Annotated in this window: 16 protein-coding genes; 7 read left to right on the top strand and 9 right to left on the bottom strand. The window is 45.3% G+C overall.

Annotation, left to right across the window (positions count from 1 at the left end):
* Positions 1-20 precede the first annotated feature (20 nt).
* A complete protein-coding gene (locus ACO0KY_RS07830) occupies positions 21-1196 on the top strand; it encodes an acyl-CoA dehydrogenase (protein ID WP_186911534.1) in 1176 nt (391 codons plus the stop codon).
* A 127-nt stretch (positions 1197-1323) separates the two neighbouring features.
* On the opposite strand, the gene ACO0KY_RS07825 is transcribed toward ACO0KY_RS07830, so the two are convergent.
* Together ACO0KY_RS07825 and ACO0KY_RS07820 are read right to left on the bottom strand one after the other, a co-directional pair.
* Positions 1324-2664: an MFS transporter gene (locus ACO0KY_RS07825; RefSeq protein WP_423045143.1), complete on the bottom strand. Its 1341-nt coding sequence runs from the start codon at positions 2662-2664 to the stop codon at positions 1324-1326.
* Positions 2665-2674: 10 nt separating this feature from the next.
* Positions 2675-3721: a MerR family transcriptional regulator gene (locus ACO0KY_RS07820; RefSeq protein WP_423045142.1), complete on the bottom strand. Its 1047-nt coding sequence runs from the start codon at positions 3719-3721 to the stop codon at positions 2675-2677.
* 124 nt (positions 3722-3845) lie between these two features.
* Here ACO0KY_RS07820 and ACO0KY_RS07815 point away from each other — a divergent pair, with 124 nt between their 5' ends.
* The gene (locus ACO0KY_RS07815; protein ID WP_186911537.1) at positions 3846-4136 is read left to right on the top strand and encodes a helix-hairpin-helix domain-containing protein; all 291 of its coding nucleotides are present in this window, start codon (positions 3846-3848) and stop codon (positions 4134-4136) included.
* Between the two features lie 79 nt (positions 4137-4215).
* Here the strand turns inward: ACO0KY_RS07815 and hslO are convergent, their stop codons facing one another.
* Both hslO and ACO0KY_RS07805 read right to left on the bottom strand, forming a co-directional pair.
* Complete coding sequence (gene hslO / locus ACO0KY_RS07810) at positions 4216-5142, bottom strand: Hsp33 family molecular chaperone HslO (protein WP_423045141.1); 927 nt, start codon at positions 5140-5142, stop codon at positions 4216-4218.
* 72 nt (positions 5143-5214) lie between these two features.
* On the bottom strand, positions 5215-5739 hold the full coding sequence (locus ACO0KY_RS07805; RefSeq protein WP_423045140.1) for a gamma carbonic anhydrase family protein: 525 nt from the start codon (positions 5737-5739) through the stop codon (positions 5215-5217).
* Between the two features lie 159 nt (positions 5740-5898).
* On the opposite strand from ACO0KY_RS07805, the gene ACO0KY_RS07800 reads away from it, so the two are divergent.
* Positions 5899-6675 carry a ferritin-like domain-containing protein gene (locus tag ACO0KY_RS07800; protein ID WP_423045139.1) on the top strand — a complete coding sequence of 259 codons (777 nt, stop codon included), beginning with the start codon at positions 5899-5901 and terminating at the stop codon, positions 6673-6675.
* Between the two features lie 265 nt (positions 6676-6940).
* On the opposite strand, the gene ACO0KY_RS07795 is transcribed toward ACO0KY_RS07800, so the two are convergent.
* Positions 6941-7090: a hypothetical protein gene (locus tag ACO0KY_RS07795; RefSeq protein ID WP_423045138.1), complete on the bottom strand. Its 150-nt coding sequence runs from the start codon at positions 7088-7090 to the stop codon at positions 6941-6943.
* A gap of 305 nt (positions 7091-7395) precedes the next feature.
* Here ACO0KY_RS07795 and ACO0KY_RS07790 point away from each other — a divergent pair, with 305 nt between their 5' ends.
* The 3 genes from ACO0KY_RS07790 (at position 7396) to ACO0KY_RS07780 (ending at position 10195) form a co-directional block, all read left to right on the top strand.
* Complete coding sequence (locus tag ACO0KY_RS07790; protein ID WP_423045137.1) at positions 7396-8904, top strand: hypothetical protein; 1509 nt, start codon at positions 7396-7398, stop codon at positions 8902-8904.
* A 111-nt stretch (positions 8905-9015) separates the two neighbouring features.
* Positions 9016-9555 carry a pentapeptide repeat-containing protein gene (locus ACO0KY_RS07785; RefSeq protein WP_423045136.1) on the top strand — a complete coding sequence of 180 codons (540 nt, stop codon included), beginning with the start codon at positions 9016-9018 and terminating at the stop codon, positions 9553-9555.
* Positions 9556-9679: 124 nt separating this feature from the next.
* Complete coding sequence (locus ACO0KY_RS07780) at positions 9680-10195, top strand: hypothetical protein (protein ID WP_423045135.1); 516 nt, start codon at positions 9680-9682, stop codon at positions 10193-10195.
* A 204-nt stretch (positions 10196-10399) separates the two neighbouring features.
* Here the strand turns inward: ACO0KY_RS07780 and ACO0KY_RS07775 are convergent, their stop codons facing one another.
* The 3 genes from ACO0KY_RS07775 to ACO0KY_RS07765 all read right to left on the bottom strand — a co-directional run bounded on the left by ACO0KY_RS07775 (position 10400) and on the right by ACO0KY_RS07765 (position 12521).
* Entirely contained in the window at positions 10400-10915 is a 516-nt protein-coding gene (locus tag ACO0KY_RS07775; protein WP_423045134.1) for a DUF2867 domain-containing protein, read from the bottom strand.
* A 251-nt stretch (positions 10916-11166) separates the two neighbouring features.
* Entirely contained in the window at positions 11167-11799 is a 633-nt protein-coding gene (locus ACO0KY_RS07770) for a GIN domain-containing protein (protein WP_423045133.1), read from the bottom strand.
* A 164-nt stretch (positions 11800-11963) separates the two neighbouring features.
* On the bottom strand, positions 11964-12521 hold the full coding sequence (locus tag ACO0KY_RS07765; protein ID WP_423045132.1) for a GNAT family N-acetyltransferase: 558 nt from the start codon (positions 12519-12521) through the stop codon (positions 11964-11966).
* A gap of 254 nt (positions 12522-12775) precedes the next feature.
* Here ACO0KY_RS07765 and ACO0KY_RS07760 point away from each other — a divergent pair, with 254 nt between their 5' ends.
* Complete coding sequence (locus ACO0KY_RS07760; RefSeq protein ID WP_423045131.1) at positions 12776-13399, top strand: flagella assembly protein FlgT middle domain-containing protein; 624 nt, start codon at positions 12776-12778, stop codon at positions 13397-13399.
* A 12-nt stretch (positions 13400-13411) separates the two neighbouring features.
* Here the strand turns inward: ACO0KY_RS07760 and ACO0KY_RS07755 are convergent, their stop codons facing one another.
* A complete protein-coding gene (locus ACO0KY_RS07755) occupies positions 13412-15106 on the bottom strand; it encodes an acyl-CoA synthetase (RefSeq protein ID WP_423045130.1) in 1695 nt (564 codons plus the stop codon).
* Positions 15107-15222: the final 116 nt, after the last annotated feature.

Below are 15222 nucleotides of genomic sequence, written 5' to 3'. Positions count from 1 at the left end.
AAAATATTCAGGAGAATTAGATGGCTAAGGCAGTATTTAGTTGGGAAGACCCTTTGTTATTGTCCTCGCAGTTGACGGACGAAGAGCGCATGGTGCAAGACGCTGCGCGCGCGTACAGTGAAGAAAGACTCGCACCACGAGTGCTGGAAGCTTTCCGTCACGAAAAAACTGATCCTGCCATCTTCAGAGAAATGGGCGAACTCGGTTTGCTTGGTTCGATGATCCCCACCGAATACGGCGGTGCTGGCCTTAATTACGTATGCTACGGTCTGGTTGCACGCGAAGTAGAGCGTATCGATTCGGGCTATCGCTCTATGATGAGTGTACAAAGCTCTCTGGTGATGGTGCCTATTAATGAATTCGGTAGCGAAGCGCAAAAACAAAAATATCTGCCTAAATTGGCAACAGGTGAATGGATAGGCTGCTTTGGTCTGACTGAGCCAAATCATGGCTCCGATCCTGGCAGCATGGTGACACGCGCTAAAGCAGTTCCAGGTGGTTACTCATTGTCCGGCGCTAAAATGTGGATCACCAATAGTCCTATCGCCGATGTTTTCGTCGTGTGGGCGAAAACTGACGACGGTCGTATCCGCGGCTTTATTCTGGAAAAAGGCTGGAAAGGCTTATCCGCACCAGCAATCCACGGTAAAGTGGGCTTACGTGCTTCTATCACTGGCGAAATCGTGATGGATGAAGTGTTTGTACCAGAAGAAAACCTGATGCCACACGTAGAAGGCTTGAAAGGCCCGTTCACTTGCCTCAATTCTGCACGTTACGGTATCGCATGGGGCGCATTGGGCGCAGCGGAGTTCTGCTGGCATACGGCACGTCAATACACCATGGATCGTCAACAATTTGGTCGTCCTTTAGCGGCTAACCAATTGATCCAGAAAAAGCTTGCCGACATGCAAACTGAAATCACGCTGGCGCTGCAAGGCTGTCTGCGTTTAGGTCGCATGAAGGATGAAGGTACTGCCGCTGTCGAAATTACGTCGATCATGAAACGTAATTCTTGCGGTAAATCATTGGATATCGCCCGCATGGCGCGCGATATGCTCGGTGGTAATGGTATCTCCGATGAGTTCGGCATTGCCCGTCATCTGGTGAATCTGGAAGTCGTGAACACCTATGAAGGTACGCATGACATCCACGCGCTGATACTTGGTCGTGCGCAAACAGGTATCGCTGCATTCTAAAATTTCCGCTTCATCGTGAGTGAAACAAAAAAGGCAATTACTAAGCAGGTAATTGCCTTATTTATTGCCTTATTTATTGTCTTATTTATTGTCTTATTTATTGCCTTACTTTTATGCTTGTAAAGACTTAGCCAGCCTGATTGGCGCTAGCACGATTGTCCTTTACTAGTCGCATCGGTGACGCAAATAGCGCAAATATAACGATCAACATCAACATAGCTCCACAGACAAAGAATAACTGTGTCAGTTGCAGACTACGCATCATCCAACCAGATAGCGCAGCCGATATCGGCCCTATACCCATGAAGATAAACATAAACATACTCATTGCCCGGCCCAGCAGGGCAGGTGGCACCTGCGTTTGTATCCAGGTGAACACCGCGACATGCAGATAGCCACCAAGACTGGCTATCGTCAATAATATCAACACCGCTTGCCAGCTAGATTGTACCAAACCTAAAGGCATAAACAAAAGTGCAATGATAAAATCAATCAATAACATGGTGCCACCCAGCGTGCCAAAACGCAGATTGGGTTTGATGCCAGAAACTGCCATACCTAAGAGTGTTCCTGCACCGTGAGCACCCGCTAATAAACCAAAAGTGCCAGCGCTGTTGTTAAGCTTGGTCGCTAGCAGAGGCATCGCAATTTGCATAGGTCCCATAATAAAAAAGGCGATGGCTGACCAATACATGAAGCAAGTACGTAACTCTTTTTGTTGCCAGCAAAATTGTAAACCTGTGAAGACATTCTTTAAGATACTCACAGCGTCAGATTTATTCTGCGCATCGTCTCTGGTTATCACTTTGTTTAGGGTCCATGCTGAAATCGCATAACTGGCGCAATCCAATAAAAACGCCGCACTGAGCCCAGTTGAGTCTTTAATTCCGGCATTCTCTGATTGCCCACAGATCGCAATTAATATACCCGCCATGACAGGACCTAAAAACATGCTGACCTGACGTATGCTCAGCGTAATGCTGTTGGCTATTTGAAGCTGCGACAGAGCGACCACGCGCGGGAGCATCGATGTTCCAGCCGGTATGCTAAATGCTGTAGAGATGCCCAGGCTGAGCGCCAAAGTGTACACCATCCATAGACTCAAATGGCCAGAGAAAACTAAACCTGCAAGTGTGGCGAGCAATACGGTATTGATGTACTTGGTGATCATCATGACGCGTTTAGGCGAATATTGATCAACGATGGCGCCACCGATAAAAATAAACAATGCACGAGGCACACCTAACATTGCCAGCACGATTCCTAAGATGAAGGTGTCGCCAGTCATTTTTAACACCAGCCATGGCAGAGCGACCATAGTGAACTGATCGCCCAACATGGAAATCGTACTCCCGCCGATCAGCCAGCGAAAATTTTTATCATTAAATAGAGTTGCTTTTGCCGTTGCTTTTGCCGTTGCTGTTGTTGTTGCAGTTGCTTTTGCTTCTTTTTTTATTTGTGGCTGCATGATTTTTCCTTTAATTCGATTGTTGTCTGATTTCTGCTTCCAAATAAACCAGGCCTTGTCTGGCATAAGTCATCAGTTCTTGGGTTATGCTCCCACCCAACAAGACCCCGCTTTCTTTGGCATGAATTTCTCTCACTTTCGCAATGGTTGCCATGTCACCACCCCACGCGTCTAAAAATAGGCTGCGCCATTTTCTTAATACCGTGAGAGTTTGCGTAGAGGTAGCGGGTATGCCAGCTTGTATGAGTTCACGCACTTCTGAAAAAATTAAATCCCACTCCAAAGAGTGCTTTAGCATTGAACTCCGGAAGCAACGCAATTCGTGCTCACTCAGATATTTTCTGTAAATGCTATAACGCACTTCAATACTGGCTTGTGTAATGAAATCCATCAATTCGTTGTCGACGCCAGTCAGTGTTTGTAGCGAAGGCTCATTTCTGTGCATCTTGGTAATAATAGTGAGATAGCGTGGAATTGATGGCATGGTCTCATTCATCGTTGTAATCCACCGCACCGCCAGATCTTTCGCCTTTACATCATCCGGGCGTATTCCAGCCTGCAATAATTTTTTGGCTTCTTTGATCAATTCTTGCATGCGCAAATCCGGAGAGACACTCCCATTTTTATGGTGCCTTAGTTTATGCAGGTCTTCCCGCGTAAAATATTTATCGGCGACACTCATCATTTCCATTACGCCTAACCAATAATCAAGTTGTGGTTCCTGGTTGGTATGAAGTAATTCCTGAAGATGTTGAAGCTGGTCGCGTAAAGCAATGCTGCTGGCAATTTGTTGTTCCAGCATAGCCAACTGTTCAGAGACAACATTCTCCAGCCCGACTTGATCTTGCTCTACCAGTGTGGCAATCTCAGCCAGGGACAAATTCAGGCGGCGTAAAGCCTGTATTCGATGCAGGCGAGTAATATCGTCACGGTTGTACAGGCGGTAATCAGACTCAGAGCGTTCTGACGGGCGTAGTAGCCCGATTTTGTCGTAGTGGTGCAGAATGCGTACGGTCAAGCCGGTACGTTTTGCAAGTTCACCAATTTTTAATAACATGGCAAGTCTCCATTGATTTTGCGAGACTATAAAGCCTGACACCGTGTTATGGTCAAGCACATTTTTAGGTGAATCCTGATTAAGCTACAGTGCTCGCGACCTATGATCTGAGAGTAAAGAAAATATGCATCCCGATAAAGTTGACCGCCAGCGTCTTAAAAAATTAACTGACTTACCTAATATTGGTAAAGCGGGCGCAGATGATTTAAAGATTCTTGGTATTGATACGCCAGATCAGTTAGTCGGGCGTTGTCCTTATGAACTATATGAGAGTTTGTGTCGGCTGACAGGCAAGCAACACGACCCATGCGTGATCGACGTCTTCATATCGGTCACCAGGTTTATGAATGGCGAACCAGCGCTTGTCTGGTGGGCTTATACGGAAGAGCGCAAGCTGACGCTTGCTAATGGTTGATTGTCTTTGCGGTGATGGATGCCAGATGGTGCTAGCGAGAGCGCTTTTTGCCATCTGGCTTTATTGGTGCCGAAAAAACTTAGTGTTTAATTTCAGTTGGTGTGACTGTGCCTTCGGCTAACGTTTTAGCAACGAATAACTGCGTGCAATCAACCTGGTCAAAGCCGTAATGTTTTCCGCAGAAATCGCAATTAATATCAAGTCTGCCGATCTCGGCTATCGCTGATTCTACTTCTGCCTGACCTAACATTTTGAGCATATCGCCGACTTTTTCACGCGTGCACCCGCAATGGAAAACCGGATGCAGAGGATCAAATACGCGTAAAGTTTGTTCCCAGAACAGGCGATGCATCAGTGTTGCAATATCGGTGCTTAACAGCTCTTCGTGTTTCAAGGTGTCGCCCAGCATGACAGCGTGGCTCCACATGTCTTCGCCATCTTCTGCTTGCGCGCCCGAACCGCCGATTTCTGGTAGTTTTTGCAATAGCATTCCGCGGGTGACTTTTTCATTTGCCGCGAGCCAGAGTTTGGTGTCGAGCTGCTCCGAGCGCAGCATGTAATTTTCAATCACGGTCGCGACGGTGTCACCGTCTAACGGGACAATCCCTTGATAAGCCTGCTGCCCTGGCATTTTGTCATTCGGATCAAGGGTAATCACGAAGCGTCCTTGTCCATGGGCATGAACGAGTTCTTTCAGTGTTTCGTGATCTTCGATAACGGCGTCGTCAGCTAATTTTGCGGTTGCTCTAATGCGCAGATCTGCATCACATTCAACAACCATCAACTTAACCGGACCATCACCGTGAATTTGCATAATCATGGTGCCATTAAACTTCAGATTGGCTGACAGTAAAGCAGAAGCTGCCATCAGTTCACCTAAAATGGTTTGCACGGCTTTTGGGTAGACTTTATGAGACAACATCTGTTGCCATGAAGATTCCAGTTCAACCAGCTCGCCACGGACGCCAGCGTTTTCGAACATGAATTTTTGTAAGGTGTCAGTCATTTTTTTACTTTTTCTAAAACGAGTAATTCTTTGTAACGCTCAAGCACTTCTTAAAACATACGAATCGCTGAATTAGTCTATGCGTTTGAGTTCTGTTTTATACAATTGACCACGCATGGCGTAGTTGTCGGTATTCCGGTGCATACCACGAATATCTTGCTCGGTCAGTTCGCGCACTGCCTTGGCTGGTGAGCCTATGATTAGTGAATTGTCAGGGAATTCTTTCCCTTCTGTCACCAATGCACCAGCGCCTACCAGGCAATTTTTGCCGATTTTTGCACCATTTAAAATCACGGCTTGTATGCCTATTAATGAGCCTTCACCGATGGTGCAGCCATGCAACATCGCCTGATGGCCGATGGTGACATTTTTACCGACAACTAAGGGATAGCCGGGATCAGTGTGTAAAATGCAGCCTTCTTGCACATTGCTATTTTCACTGATCGTAATTAATTCATTGTCTCCGCGGATGGTGGCATCAAACCAAATGCTGGCTTTGGCTTCGATTTTGACTTTGCCTATAATTTTGGCAGTGTCAGTAATATAAGCTGAGGCATCAATATCAGGTGCAATTTCGCCTAACTGGTAAATGGGCATATGAATTCCGTAAAATAGAGGCTGAAAAGGGGTGACGCAAAAGCGCCCCAGCTTCGCTGTGTGCCAAGCGCGTGAATAGCATGCAGCTGCTATTTTAACGCTGCCTTAGCACTTACGTCAGATTTAACAAAAAATGAGTATTTTGAAAACGGATTTTTAATGGAATTACGCGCTACAGCCTTGCAAGCTTTACTTGCTACCGACACTGATACCAAATGCGCACTATTGTCCGCCATTCCTGATGATGTGCTGGTTGATTGTGAGAAGCAATTCGCAGTATCAGTTGGCATACCTGGCCGCCCAGAGAAACCAGAACTGATTGCGCCAGGTAAAGTCGGTCGTCGCTCTATGGTAACGGTAGAAGGGCGTGCGATACTGGTTCACGCTCTGGCACATATCGAGATGAATGCAATCAACCTGGCGGCAGATATTTTGTGGCGCTTTGCCGGGATGCCAGAGAAATTCTATCGCGATTGGTTGAAAGTCGCCAAAGAAGAAGCTTATCATTTTCAATTGCTCGAAGCGCATTTGCGTACTATGGGATATCACTATGGTGCTTTTCCTGCGCACAATAGTTTGTGGGAAATGGCAGAAAAAACCACGGATGATTTACTTGCTCGTCTGGCATTGGTCCCACGCACTTTAGAAGCACGTGGTTTGGATGTCACTCCAGGTTTGTCGGCAAAATTAGCGCAAGCGGGAGATAGGGAAGGCGCTGATATTTTATTGATTATTTATCGTGATGAAATTGGTCATGTGGCGATTGGTAACTATTGGTACCAAAGCCTTTGCGATGCCCAGGGAATCGACACGATAACAACGTATTCACGTTTGGCAGCGCAATATCAAGCCCCTAAATTACGCGGACCATTTAATCTCGATGCGCGTAAAGAAGCGGGATTTAGTGAAGCTGAGTTGCAGGCGTTGGAAACATAAGTGTTGAATATCAAATAATGATATAAGTTGAAATAGTAAAATAGTTGAAGCATATTTTATGCTACTCATAAGCTATTAATTTTGTCAGTTGGTTCACTAAGGTTCAATACTCTGCGGAGTATTGCTAGCATCATCAATGAGCACAAGCTGGCCAGAAACCTTGAATAGTTCTTTTAGAATTCTTTTAATCAGACTTTTCCAGGCTTTCTCGAACCAGCAGTTTCTGCTCGTCATCACCTGTATAGGCGTCAACATTAAGCAGATTCTATTCACCACCATCACTATTCATCTTAGAAACTATCGATGCCTGAAAAGACACATTCGGCCCGTTATCATTGATTTCAACATTGAAATCGTTCATAGAGCCAATGACCGTCTTAATGTCTTTGCCAGTTGGAAATCGCAATGGTTCCATTGGGTATTTCGCACCACTAGCATCGATAAAGTGTTTTCACGCTGCAATCTTTACTGGAAGTTCGTATTTCTAATATGTTGGCATTGGAGTCTGTTGTTTTTCGTTATGGTTATGATTAAACAGCTCATTTGCCGTGATGCGTTCAAGCATTCTTTTTTGATTTTAATTTTTCTTGCAGATAATATGAATAAGGATTTTCCAGGTTAGTTATGCTAGATATCGAAAAGGCGCCGACCAAACTTTTGGTTTGTCGTCCCCATTAACAAGATACGAGGCTACCTATTAAAATTTAAAAGGGTCAATCAATGCTAAAGAGTGATACGCAGAAAGCATGTTCGTTTCTTGCAGTTATGAGTGCAGTGATAGCGATCAGTACGATCACGATTAGTGTGTATGCAGCTACGCCAGAATATTTGGTTGTACGTGAGAGAGATGCGGCTATCGTAATCGACGTAGTTGACGAGCAAGGACATCCGGTCCCATTTGCAGAAGTTTGGCGGGTCGTTACACCTCGAGTGCGACCTGGCTTGTTTCCCTCCACTCAGGGGCCGGATTTGTCGTTGGAATATCTGGACAGAGTAGCTGGCAGATACCGAGACGTGCCTGAATTTGCGGGATCGTTTCGACCAGGGTTTTTCCCTGCCCATGTTGATTCAATAGGATCTGGGCGCGCTTTTGACACGCTCACTCCAACAAACGAAGATGGGCGCACCCAGGAGGTACTGAAATATGAAACAGTCCGGCCCGCGCTGATAAAAGCGAAGTATGTCGCTCTTAACTTTGGGTTTGTGCCCGGCTTTGTCAGCTTCGATTTGCATCCCGGTGAAAATACACATTCTGAAAAGATTGTGCTGAAACGTGATCAATCGATCAAATCGCCCAGTGCCCCGTATGTATATATTTTTGGCCGGATTCGACGCGATTCTGATGGCAATTCGGACAGGTATAAGGATGATCCAGAATCGTATCGCAATGAGTTAATTGAGGCCGCTAAAGCGGCAGAACGTGCCGGTGACTTTACCTATGCAGCTCGGATTTATAGTTGGGTGCCGTATGTGCCGACCGTTATAAAATTTGAAAACACAACGAATGGCATTAGGACTGCTGGTTTCACGAGAGAGGACGAACGATCACAGCGAAATATTGATATCTTGAACAAGGCTCGCGAGATTGACCCAACCAGCATCTATATCCAAATGAAGCAGCTATTATTGGTGCCGCCACAAAATAACCAGGAACGAATTAAAGCGCTCGAGAAACTCATTAGCAAAGGGAAAAATCAAATGTGGCCGGGCGTATTCAAGGCGCTTGAAGCATACTACAATGCCGCAGGAGATAAGGAGCATGCCTATCAAATGTTGAAGTCGTATAGAGAATTTGAACCGGAAGATCCAGTTAACCAGACTGATCAATATGAAACGCGTCTGACAAAATACTTGAGCGTGAAAGAATTCATTCAAAGGCACGTAGCGGCAGGCGATCCTGATCAGTCCGATCAATACAGGCACCCACCAATTTATTATGCGGTTCGAGCTGGTAGAGTCGATATCTTTGATTGGCTACTGGAACACGGAATTAAAACGCCACTTCCTAGCTATGTACTTATGCAGGCGACCTTATCCAGAAGTCCTGAAATGTTGCGTCGGGTATTGGGCACCGATCCCGCAATTACCGGAATAAAAAGCACATGGAATTTTGCTCCCCAGATTTTTCAGTTGGATGAATTCATCAAGAATGGACTGCCGGACGAAGTGGCTAAACTCACCGAAATGAAAGAAAACTTACGTGCCTACTCCGCTAATCGCGCAAATTGATTCTATGAGCATATGCCATGCTGTAGAGTGGTCTGTACCAATGACCTGCACCAAAATATTTCATGTTATCGTGTTTGAACGTCGACGAAATCAATACATAAAGAAAGAAAAATGAAATTATTTTCGATTCAATCAACAAGTGAGATATCGGAAGACAGCTCCATGAACGCGTTACATCGCATCGCTGCTGAACAGTCGTCCAGGGAATTGGGTTTGGTGCTTTCTGACCTGGTCGTACGGAACGTGAATTTCCATGCATCCGATCTCACGGACCTGATTGCGATTCAATCAAACTTCTGTTCATGCGATTGCCGAGGTATGAAATTGATTGGATCGACTTTTACACAAACAACGTTAAAGGACATAAGTTTTACAAAGGCATTTCTATCGAAGGCGACTTTCTACAGATGCAGCTTGATCAAGATTGATTTTCGTGCGGCCAATTTGATTCGTAGTGAGTTTACGGATGTCATTTTCAGCGATGTGACGTTTGCCGGAGCTGATTTGAATGGTGCTTCGTTTGAAAATTGCGATTTGCGCGGTCAAGATCTTGGCGAAGCAAATTTGGATGGGACACAATTTTTTGGATGCTTGTTGGATGACTCCGTCAAAATGATGGTAGGTGCTATCGTGAGAGAATCGCTATCCTAAGCGACTTTTCCAGTCTATGGAAAAAAGGGATTCAATGCGTTTTTTTTGAGGAGCTGTCTGCTCCTCAATATGGATTGATTTTAAACACTCTGTCCATGTGTTGCTTAGAATGGGGATTTTTTTTTTGGTTGGTATTATTTTAGCGAAAGAAAGTCATTCTGCGATGGGACTTATTACTAATTTTGTCAAAGTACGACTTGATGGAAAAATCATCGACGAGAGTCTCAAGCCGAGACAAATGATCGATCTGGGTTGGGCTCCGTGCATCGTAACGGAATTGCGCTGGCAATCAGATGGGCGAATCGTTTCCAAGCAATTTCCTGAGGGAGTATTGGCGAAACTGCTGCCGGGAAAGACATCAATCGCATTGATTGAGACTTATGATGTAAATCGGGCTCCACTTTCAGCAATGAGCGTAATTGAGAGTACGGGAGACTTACTTTACTCAATCCCAAACCTGCAGGTTGTCATGGGTAAGAATCTATCAGGATCTTTTTGCTGGTTTGAGCCATCTACAGACGATACGGAAAATTGTTTTTCTGCGGTATTTCAAGCGGATATTGATGGAAACTTGGTTCAATATAAATTTGATTTCGATATCGCGTCCGGAAAAATTCAAAAGATATCGGCGTCTCGATAAAGCTTTGCGTTAGCCGTAGTCCCGCACAATCGAGAAAGTTGAAATATTGAAATCTCGCTACGTGGGTTGGACTTCCCCGATTTTCGCCGCATCCATTCGTAATTTGCGAAGCCGATCTTCAATAGCTAAATAAATTTTCTCGCAACTCTGAGGATACTGGATTGTATAGCCGTATTTGTGCGTTGCTTTCAATATGGCTATAAGCTATCTCGTGTTTGGCGAATTGTTGTCAGACTTATTGAGTGCTCGTCGTAACATTGTGCGTGACAATAGCTTATGAAACGGCATGATGGTGAACAGGTAAATTCTGCCAAAGAGATTGTTGATTTTAACCAGAGTGGACATGCTTACTTTGGAGCCGTTCGGACCGGCTTGAATACTGATCCAAATCCGAAAATTAAGGTGCTTATCGTCGCCACCAACAACAATTTCATTTTCTGTACGAGAAATGATCGGAAAGACGTCTATTTTCCCCAGCCCGAGATCGCGAAAATCAACACCAGCCTTTATCCCAAAGGGGTGCATGATCTTGTTGCGTAATGTCATCAGCATATTGACGGCACGTGGCGGATTGGCAAATACAACGCGTGCCGCTTGCTCGGCGCTTGCATAGACCCGCTCAGCCTGACCCGAATAACCGTCAGCAAAGTCGATGTGCGGCATTCCCGCTGCGTTAAATGCTTCGGCTGGGGTCGGAATTGATAAGACCTTGTTTGTCATGATTGTGAATTGCGCTATTGGTTATAAATGCAGATGAAAAGATTTTTTTTTTATTTAATGTTAAATGTTAATCCTAGGTCAATAATTATTTTTAAATCAAGCATACTTAGTATGAATTATTTTCGCTATCTACAACAAGTGAGTAAAACAACTCAGAAATAAGCAAAAAAAAGCTCTGAAGCCGGTATCTTCAGAGCCAGATCTACTTAATTGTCATGCATATGTAGTACCACGTGTGCAGCTTTTGCTTGTCAGTCACCAGCTTTGATGCTACCTATGCCTTCGACGGATTTACTGATGGTACGTGGGTGTCCATAGTAAGTCAGACTTCCTATTCCTTGTAAAGTTGCATTTAATTTTTCTAGTGCTGTCACGTTAATGGAGCCTATACCTTCACCACGTACGTCGACTTCTTTGGCGATCACATCTTTTGTGTCAATCGAGCCCACCCCTTGAGAGCGAATTGTCAGGTGGCTGACTTTGCCATTGGCCGTCAAGCTGCCAGCACCTTCGTATAATAATTCAAAATTGTCGCTATTGAGATTATTGATTTTCGTTGATCCCGCACCTTGGAAATTGAATTTTTTTAATTCTGGAACGGTAATGATAATTTGGTCGGCATCGGTTATTTTGAGACGTTTACTTTTGTCAGAAATGACTAACTCATTCCCAACCACGATAGTGCTAAATTTTTCAATGAATTGGGTATCGCCTCTAAGTGTGATCGACTGGGTTTTTCCAACTTCAACGATAATTTTGCAGGCACTTTGGGTATTAATGATGTTGAAGCTTGAGACGTTGCGGATTTGTTCGTCGGCGAGCACATTGGTGCTTAGAACGCACAAAGTCAGGCTCATTGCTACAGTAGTCAGGATAGGGCGCATGCGTTTCACCTTAAATTTTTTGGAATATTAGATTAGCGTGTTCTGAACTTTCGAGTTCTTTCGTTTCAGAAGTGACTCGAGTATGGCCGATACGTGTCTGATTCACCATCGTCTTGCGACGAATTGCAAAAAACGCTATCTGAACTGTTTTTTTTAATGCGGTTTTAGCTCAATTTGCCGTCATCAAACTGTTTTGCGTGTTTTTCAAAATGCAGCGCATCCATCCATATTCCATTGCGCAAAATTGATGCATGGGAGTGGCCATATTGAGTGAAACCGCATTTACGGATCACACCGATCGACGGAAGATTGTTGGCTATGATCGTGGCTTCGATACGCCATAACTTTAATTCGGTCAATGCATGCTCAATAATTTTATTGACAGCGGTACTGGCGTAACCTTTGCCGCCATAGCGGGCGCTAAAGCGGTAGCCAAGTGAGGCTTTGAAATACTGTTCACGTTCTATGCCACGTAAAGTGATCCTGCCGATAATTTCTTCACCTAGCCAGACCAGGTAGTGAAGTTCTGTGCGCGCATGGGCCGCCCATTGTGCTTGTTCCAGACTTTTGCGGACGGCTTCTTTTGAATAAAACAGGTCACCGCGGCTGGCGATCCAATGTTCAAAATGCGCGCGATTCTCAAGTTCAAAAGCGAGAAGTGCGTCGGCGTAGTCGGGATGCGCAGGGCTGATATGAAGTTGAACGTCAGGACTTTTGGCCATGAAAATAGGAAAAAGAAGTAGGGGAGCAACGGTAAGGTATTTTTTGCTTTTCATCATAGCTCAAATACAACTTTTTTTGTTGAGCTATAAGCTAATGAATTGACAATATCTGCCGATATTATAGGGTAAGGTATCGTGTTGGCACTGGTCTGGTTAGATATTTAGCTCAAAGCATGTCCAGGGATGATCTCTTAATTCGTTTCTTATAACTGACTAGTTAATACGTGAAGTTTTGATTTCTTTTGAGGTTAAAAATGACCTTGATTCATCCGCGCTTATTGGCATTTTTTTTAGTGTCTGTAATGACATTTGTATCGGATTTTTGCGCGGCTCAGGCATTGATTCCTGCGCGTGATGCGGGGCGAAGTGTACTACTGACAGGCTTTGCGGTTGCTCACCCTACACAGTTGATTGATATCGACGATATTGCTCAGGGTTTTCCCAGAGAGCTGGCGCGGCGGTTGGAGCAAGGTCAACAATTTTCAGTCAGAAGCACACCAGAGTTGTTGTCGTTTAATTGGCAATTAAATCCACCGACCCCCAAAATGTTGGCGCAAGTTGCGGAAACGTATAAGGCACGGTACGTCATCTCAGGAGATGTCAGAAATGCTGGCATTCGCATTCAGCCTTTAATGTTCGGTCTTTGGGAAAAGAAAATCCGTGCTTTAGATGTGGAGATTTACGTCTATGATGCACAAGCCGGAACCCTGATAGAAAGTTTTAAATTTACCGGCAGTGCCACTGGCGATGTGTTGGTCGGAAAAGATTATAGTTTCGATGGCGAAGCATTTCGTTTTACGCCGTTTGGAAAGGCGATCGATGATCTCATCGAACAGTCGGCACAAGCGATCAGTTCCAGACTGATCGTTCGTCCCTAGTTTGCAAGCGCTTTATTTAGCTTTGAGTTTGCTGCGTTCTGATTCTCGGCGTCGGAGTAAGTGTCTTTGGATTTTACCGCTGGTTGTCATAGGCAGGCCATCGATGAATTCAATTTCTTTTGGATATTCGTAGGGCGCCAGCTTGCCCCGTACATGGGCTTGCAAATCTTTGATGAGATCTGCATTTCCAATAAAGCCCTTACATAAAACGACATAGGCTTTGACGAGGTTGCCCCGATCTTTATCTGGCTTTGGTACCACAGCCGCATTCGCTACTGCCGGATGTTGAATCAGGCAGTTTTCTATCTCTGAAGGGCCGATGCGGTAGCCGGCTGCTTTAAACATATCGTCGGCACGTCCTTGATACCATAAATAGCCATCTGCATCGGCAATTGCCAGATCGCCCGTACGACACCAATCACCGCTGTATTTGTTGCGGGTGGCGGCATTATTTTTCCAATATCCCATAAAGAAAACTGGGTCAGGATGACCGTGAACATCGTTGCGATTGACCGCAACTTCACCGATTGTGCCCAGCGGCACTTCGGCTCCTGATTCATTGATTAAAGCGACTCTGTGACCGGGATAAGGGCGCCCCATACTGCCTGGTCGGGCAGGCCAGCGTTGATGGCTGTTGCCAACGATGTAATTGACTTCGGTTTGTCCGAACATTTCATTTGGTGTGACGCGCAGCGCGGTCTGACACCAATTGAAGACTGTTTCGCCCACTGACTCGCCTGCGCTCATAATGGCGCGTAGCTTGAGTTTGTAGTGCTGACGCGGCTTAGGGAAGGCCTTCATCATTATTTTTAAGGCGGTCGGGAACAGAAAGGTATTCGTGACCTTGTATTTCTGCAGGAGATAAAAAGCGGTCTCAGCACTAAAACGACCTTGATATGCGACGATAGATTTGCCGAAATACAAGGTCGGCAGTAAGGCATCCATTAAGCCGCCGGTCCAGGCCCAATCAGCTGGAGACCAGAACACATCTTTTTCTTGAGGAAACCAGTTTTGTGATGCAACGAAACCAGCGAGGTTGCCGAGAATTGCTGAGTGTGGGATCAGGGCGCCTTTAGGATCACCCGTGGTGCCACTGGTGTAAATCAGGATGGCCGGGTCGGTGGCGCGGGTCTTTTCTCTTTTAAAGTTGCTTGACATGTCAGCGACATAGGTTTCCCATTCCAATGCCGCGAAATTCTTAGGCACGTGGCGGCAATCAACGCCGATCACGGTTTTTAAATACGTGCATCGATCGGCGATTTGCATGTACGCATCGACCCCGCTTTGATCCAGAATCAGGGTCGTTGCTTCACTATGGCCTAAGCGGTACTCCAGCGCTTCTGAACCAAATAAAAAAGACAAGGGCATAATAATAGCGCCCAATTGCAGGCAGGCCATGATCGTGATCGCCATTTCTGGTCGTTGTGGCAAGATACAGGCAACGACATCGCCGCGTTGAACCCCTTGCTGACGTAATAAATTGGAAAGCTGATTCGACTTTTTATATAACTCGGCGTAGCTGGTCTTGCTGCAATTGCCGGTGCTGTCTTCATAAAAAATGGCGGTGCGTTTTGTCTCGTCGGCCCAACGGCGGCAGCAGACATCGGCAATGTTCAAATGCTCCGGAACTTCCCAATAAAAATCTTGATATAGGCTCTGATACTGATCTTCTGTCGTACAGTTTGGAATTGATTCCTGCAGTTTCATCCAGTCTCCGTTATAATTATCGAACGGTCGTTCTATTATGTGTTATTTTATTTCTGACCGTTGTTCTATGCTAATGCATATTGCCATAGCTTCGCACAATTGCTGATAGTAATTTC

Origin of the sequence: Undibacterium sp. Dicai25W (assembly GCF_049340505.1) — a bacterium.
GTDB classification, from domain to species: domain Bacteria; phylum Pseudomonadota; class Gammaproteobacteria; order Burkholderiales; family Burkholderiaceae_D; genus Undibacterium; species Undibacterium jejuense.
The sequence above is the reverse complement of the archived record's forward strand: the minus strand, read 5'-3'. Positions and strand labels throughout refer to the sequence as shown.

What these genes read in the sequence shown, in the direction of transcription:
- ACO0KY_RS07790 (WP_423045137.1), top strand. Translation starts at nt 7,396, where the DNA reads ATGCTAAAGAGTGATACGCAGAAAGCATGTTCGTTTCTTGCAGTTATG.
- ACO0KY_RS07755 (WP_423045130.1), bottom strand. Translation starts at nt 15,106, where the DNA reads ATGAAACTGCAGGAATCAATTCCAAACTGTACGACAGAAGATCAGTAT.
- ACO0KY_RS07825 (WP_423045143.1), bottom strand. Translation starts at nt 2,664, where the DNA reads ATGCAGCCACAAATAAAAAAAGAAGCAAAAGCAACTGCAACAACAACA.
- ACO0KY_RS07830 (WP_186911534.1), top strand. Translation starts at nt 21, where the DNA reads ATGGCTAAGGCAGTATTTAGTTGGGAAGACCCTTTGTTATTGTCCTCG.
- ACO0KY_RS07795 (WP_423045138.1), bottom strand. Translation starts at nt 7,090, where the DNA reads ATGGAACCATTGCGATTTCCAACTGGCAAAGACATTAAGACGGTCATT.
- ACO0KY_RS07770 (WP_423045133.1), bottom strand. Translation starts at nt 11,799, where the DNA reads ATGCGCCCTATCCTGACTACTGTAGCAATGAGCCTGACTTTGTGCGTT.
- ACO0KY_RS07785 (WP_423045136.1), top strand. Translation starts at nt 9,016, where the DNA reads ATGAAATTATTTTCGATTCAATCAACAAGTGAGATATCGGAAGACAGC.
- ACO0KY_RS07760 (WP_423045131.1), top strand. Translation starts at nt 12,776, where the DNA reads ATGACCTTGATTCATCCGCGCTTATTGGCATTTTTTTTAGTGTCTGTA.
- ACO0KY_RS07800 (WP_423045139.1), top strand. Translation starts at nt 5,899, where the DNA reads ATGGAATTACGCGCTACAGCCTTGCAAGCTTTACTTGCTACCGACACT.
- ACO0KY_RS07805 (WP_423045140.1), bottom strand. Translation starts at nt 5,739, where the DNA reads ATGCCCATTTACCAGTTAGGCGAAATTGCACCTGATATTGATGCCTCA.
- ACO0KY_RS07815 (WP_186911537.1), top strand. Translation starts at nt 3,846, where the DNA reads ATGCATCCCGATAAAGTTGACCGCCAGCGTCTTAAAAAATTAACTGAC.
- hslO (WP_423045141.1), bottom strand. Translation starts at nt 5,142, where the DNA reads ATGACTGACACCTTACAAAAATTCATGTTCGAAAACGCTGGCGTCCGT.
- ACO0KY_RS07775 (WP_423045134.1), bottom strand. Translation starts at nt 10,915, where the DNA reads ATGACAAACAAGGTCTTATCAATTCCGACCCCAGCCGAAGCATTTAAC.
- ACO0KY_RS07820 (WP_423045142.1), bottom strand. Translation starts at nt 3,721, where the DNA reads ATGTTATTAAAAATTGGTGAACTTGCAAAACGTACCGGCTTGACCGTA.
- ACO0KY_RS07765 (WP_423045132.1), bottom strand. Translation starts at nt 12,521, where the DNA reads ATGGCCAAAAGTCCTGACGTTCAACTTCATATCAGCCCTGCGCATCCC.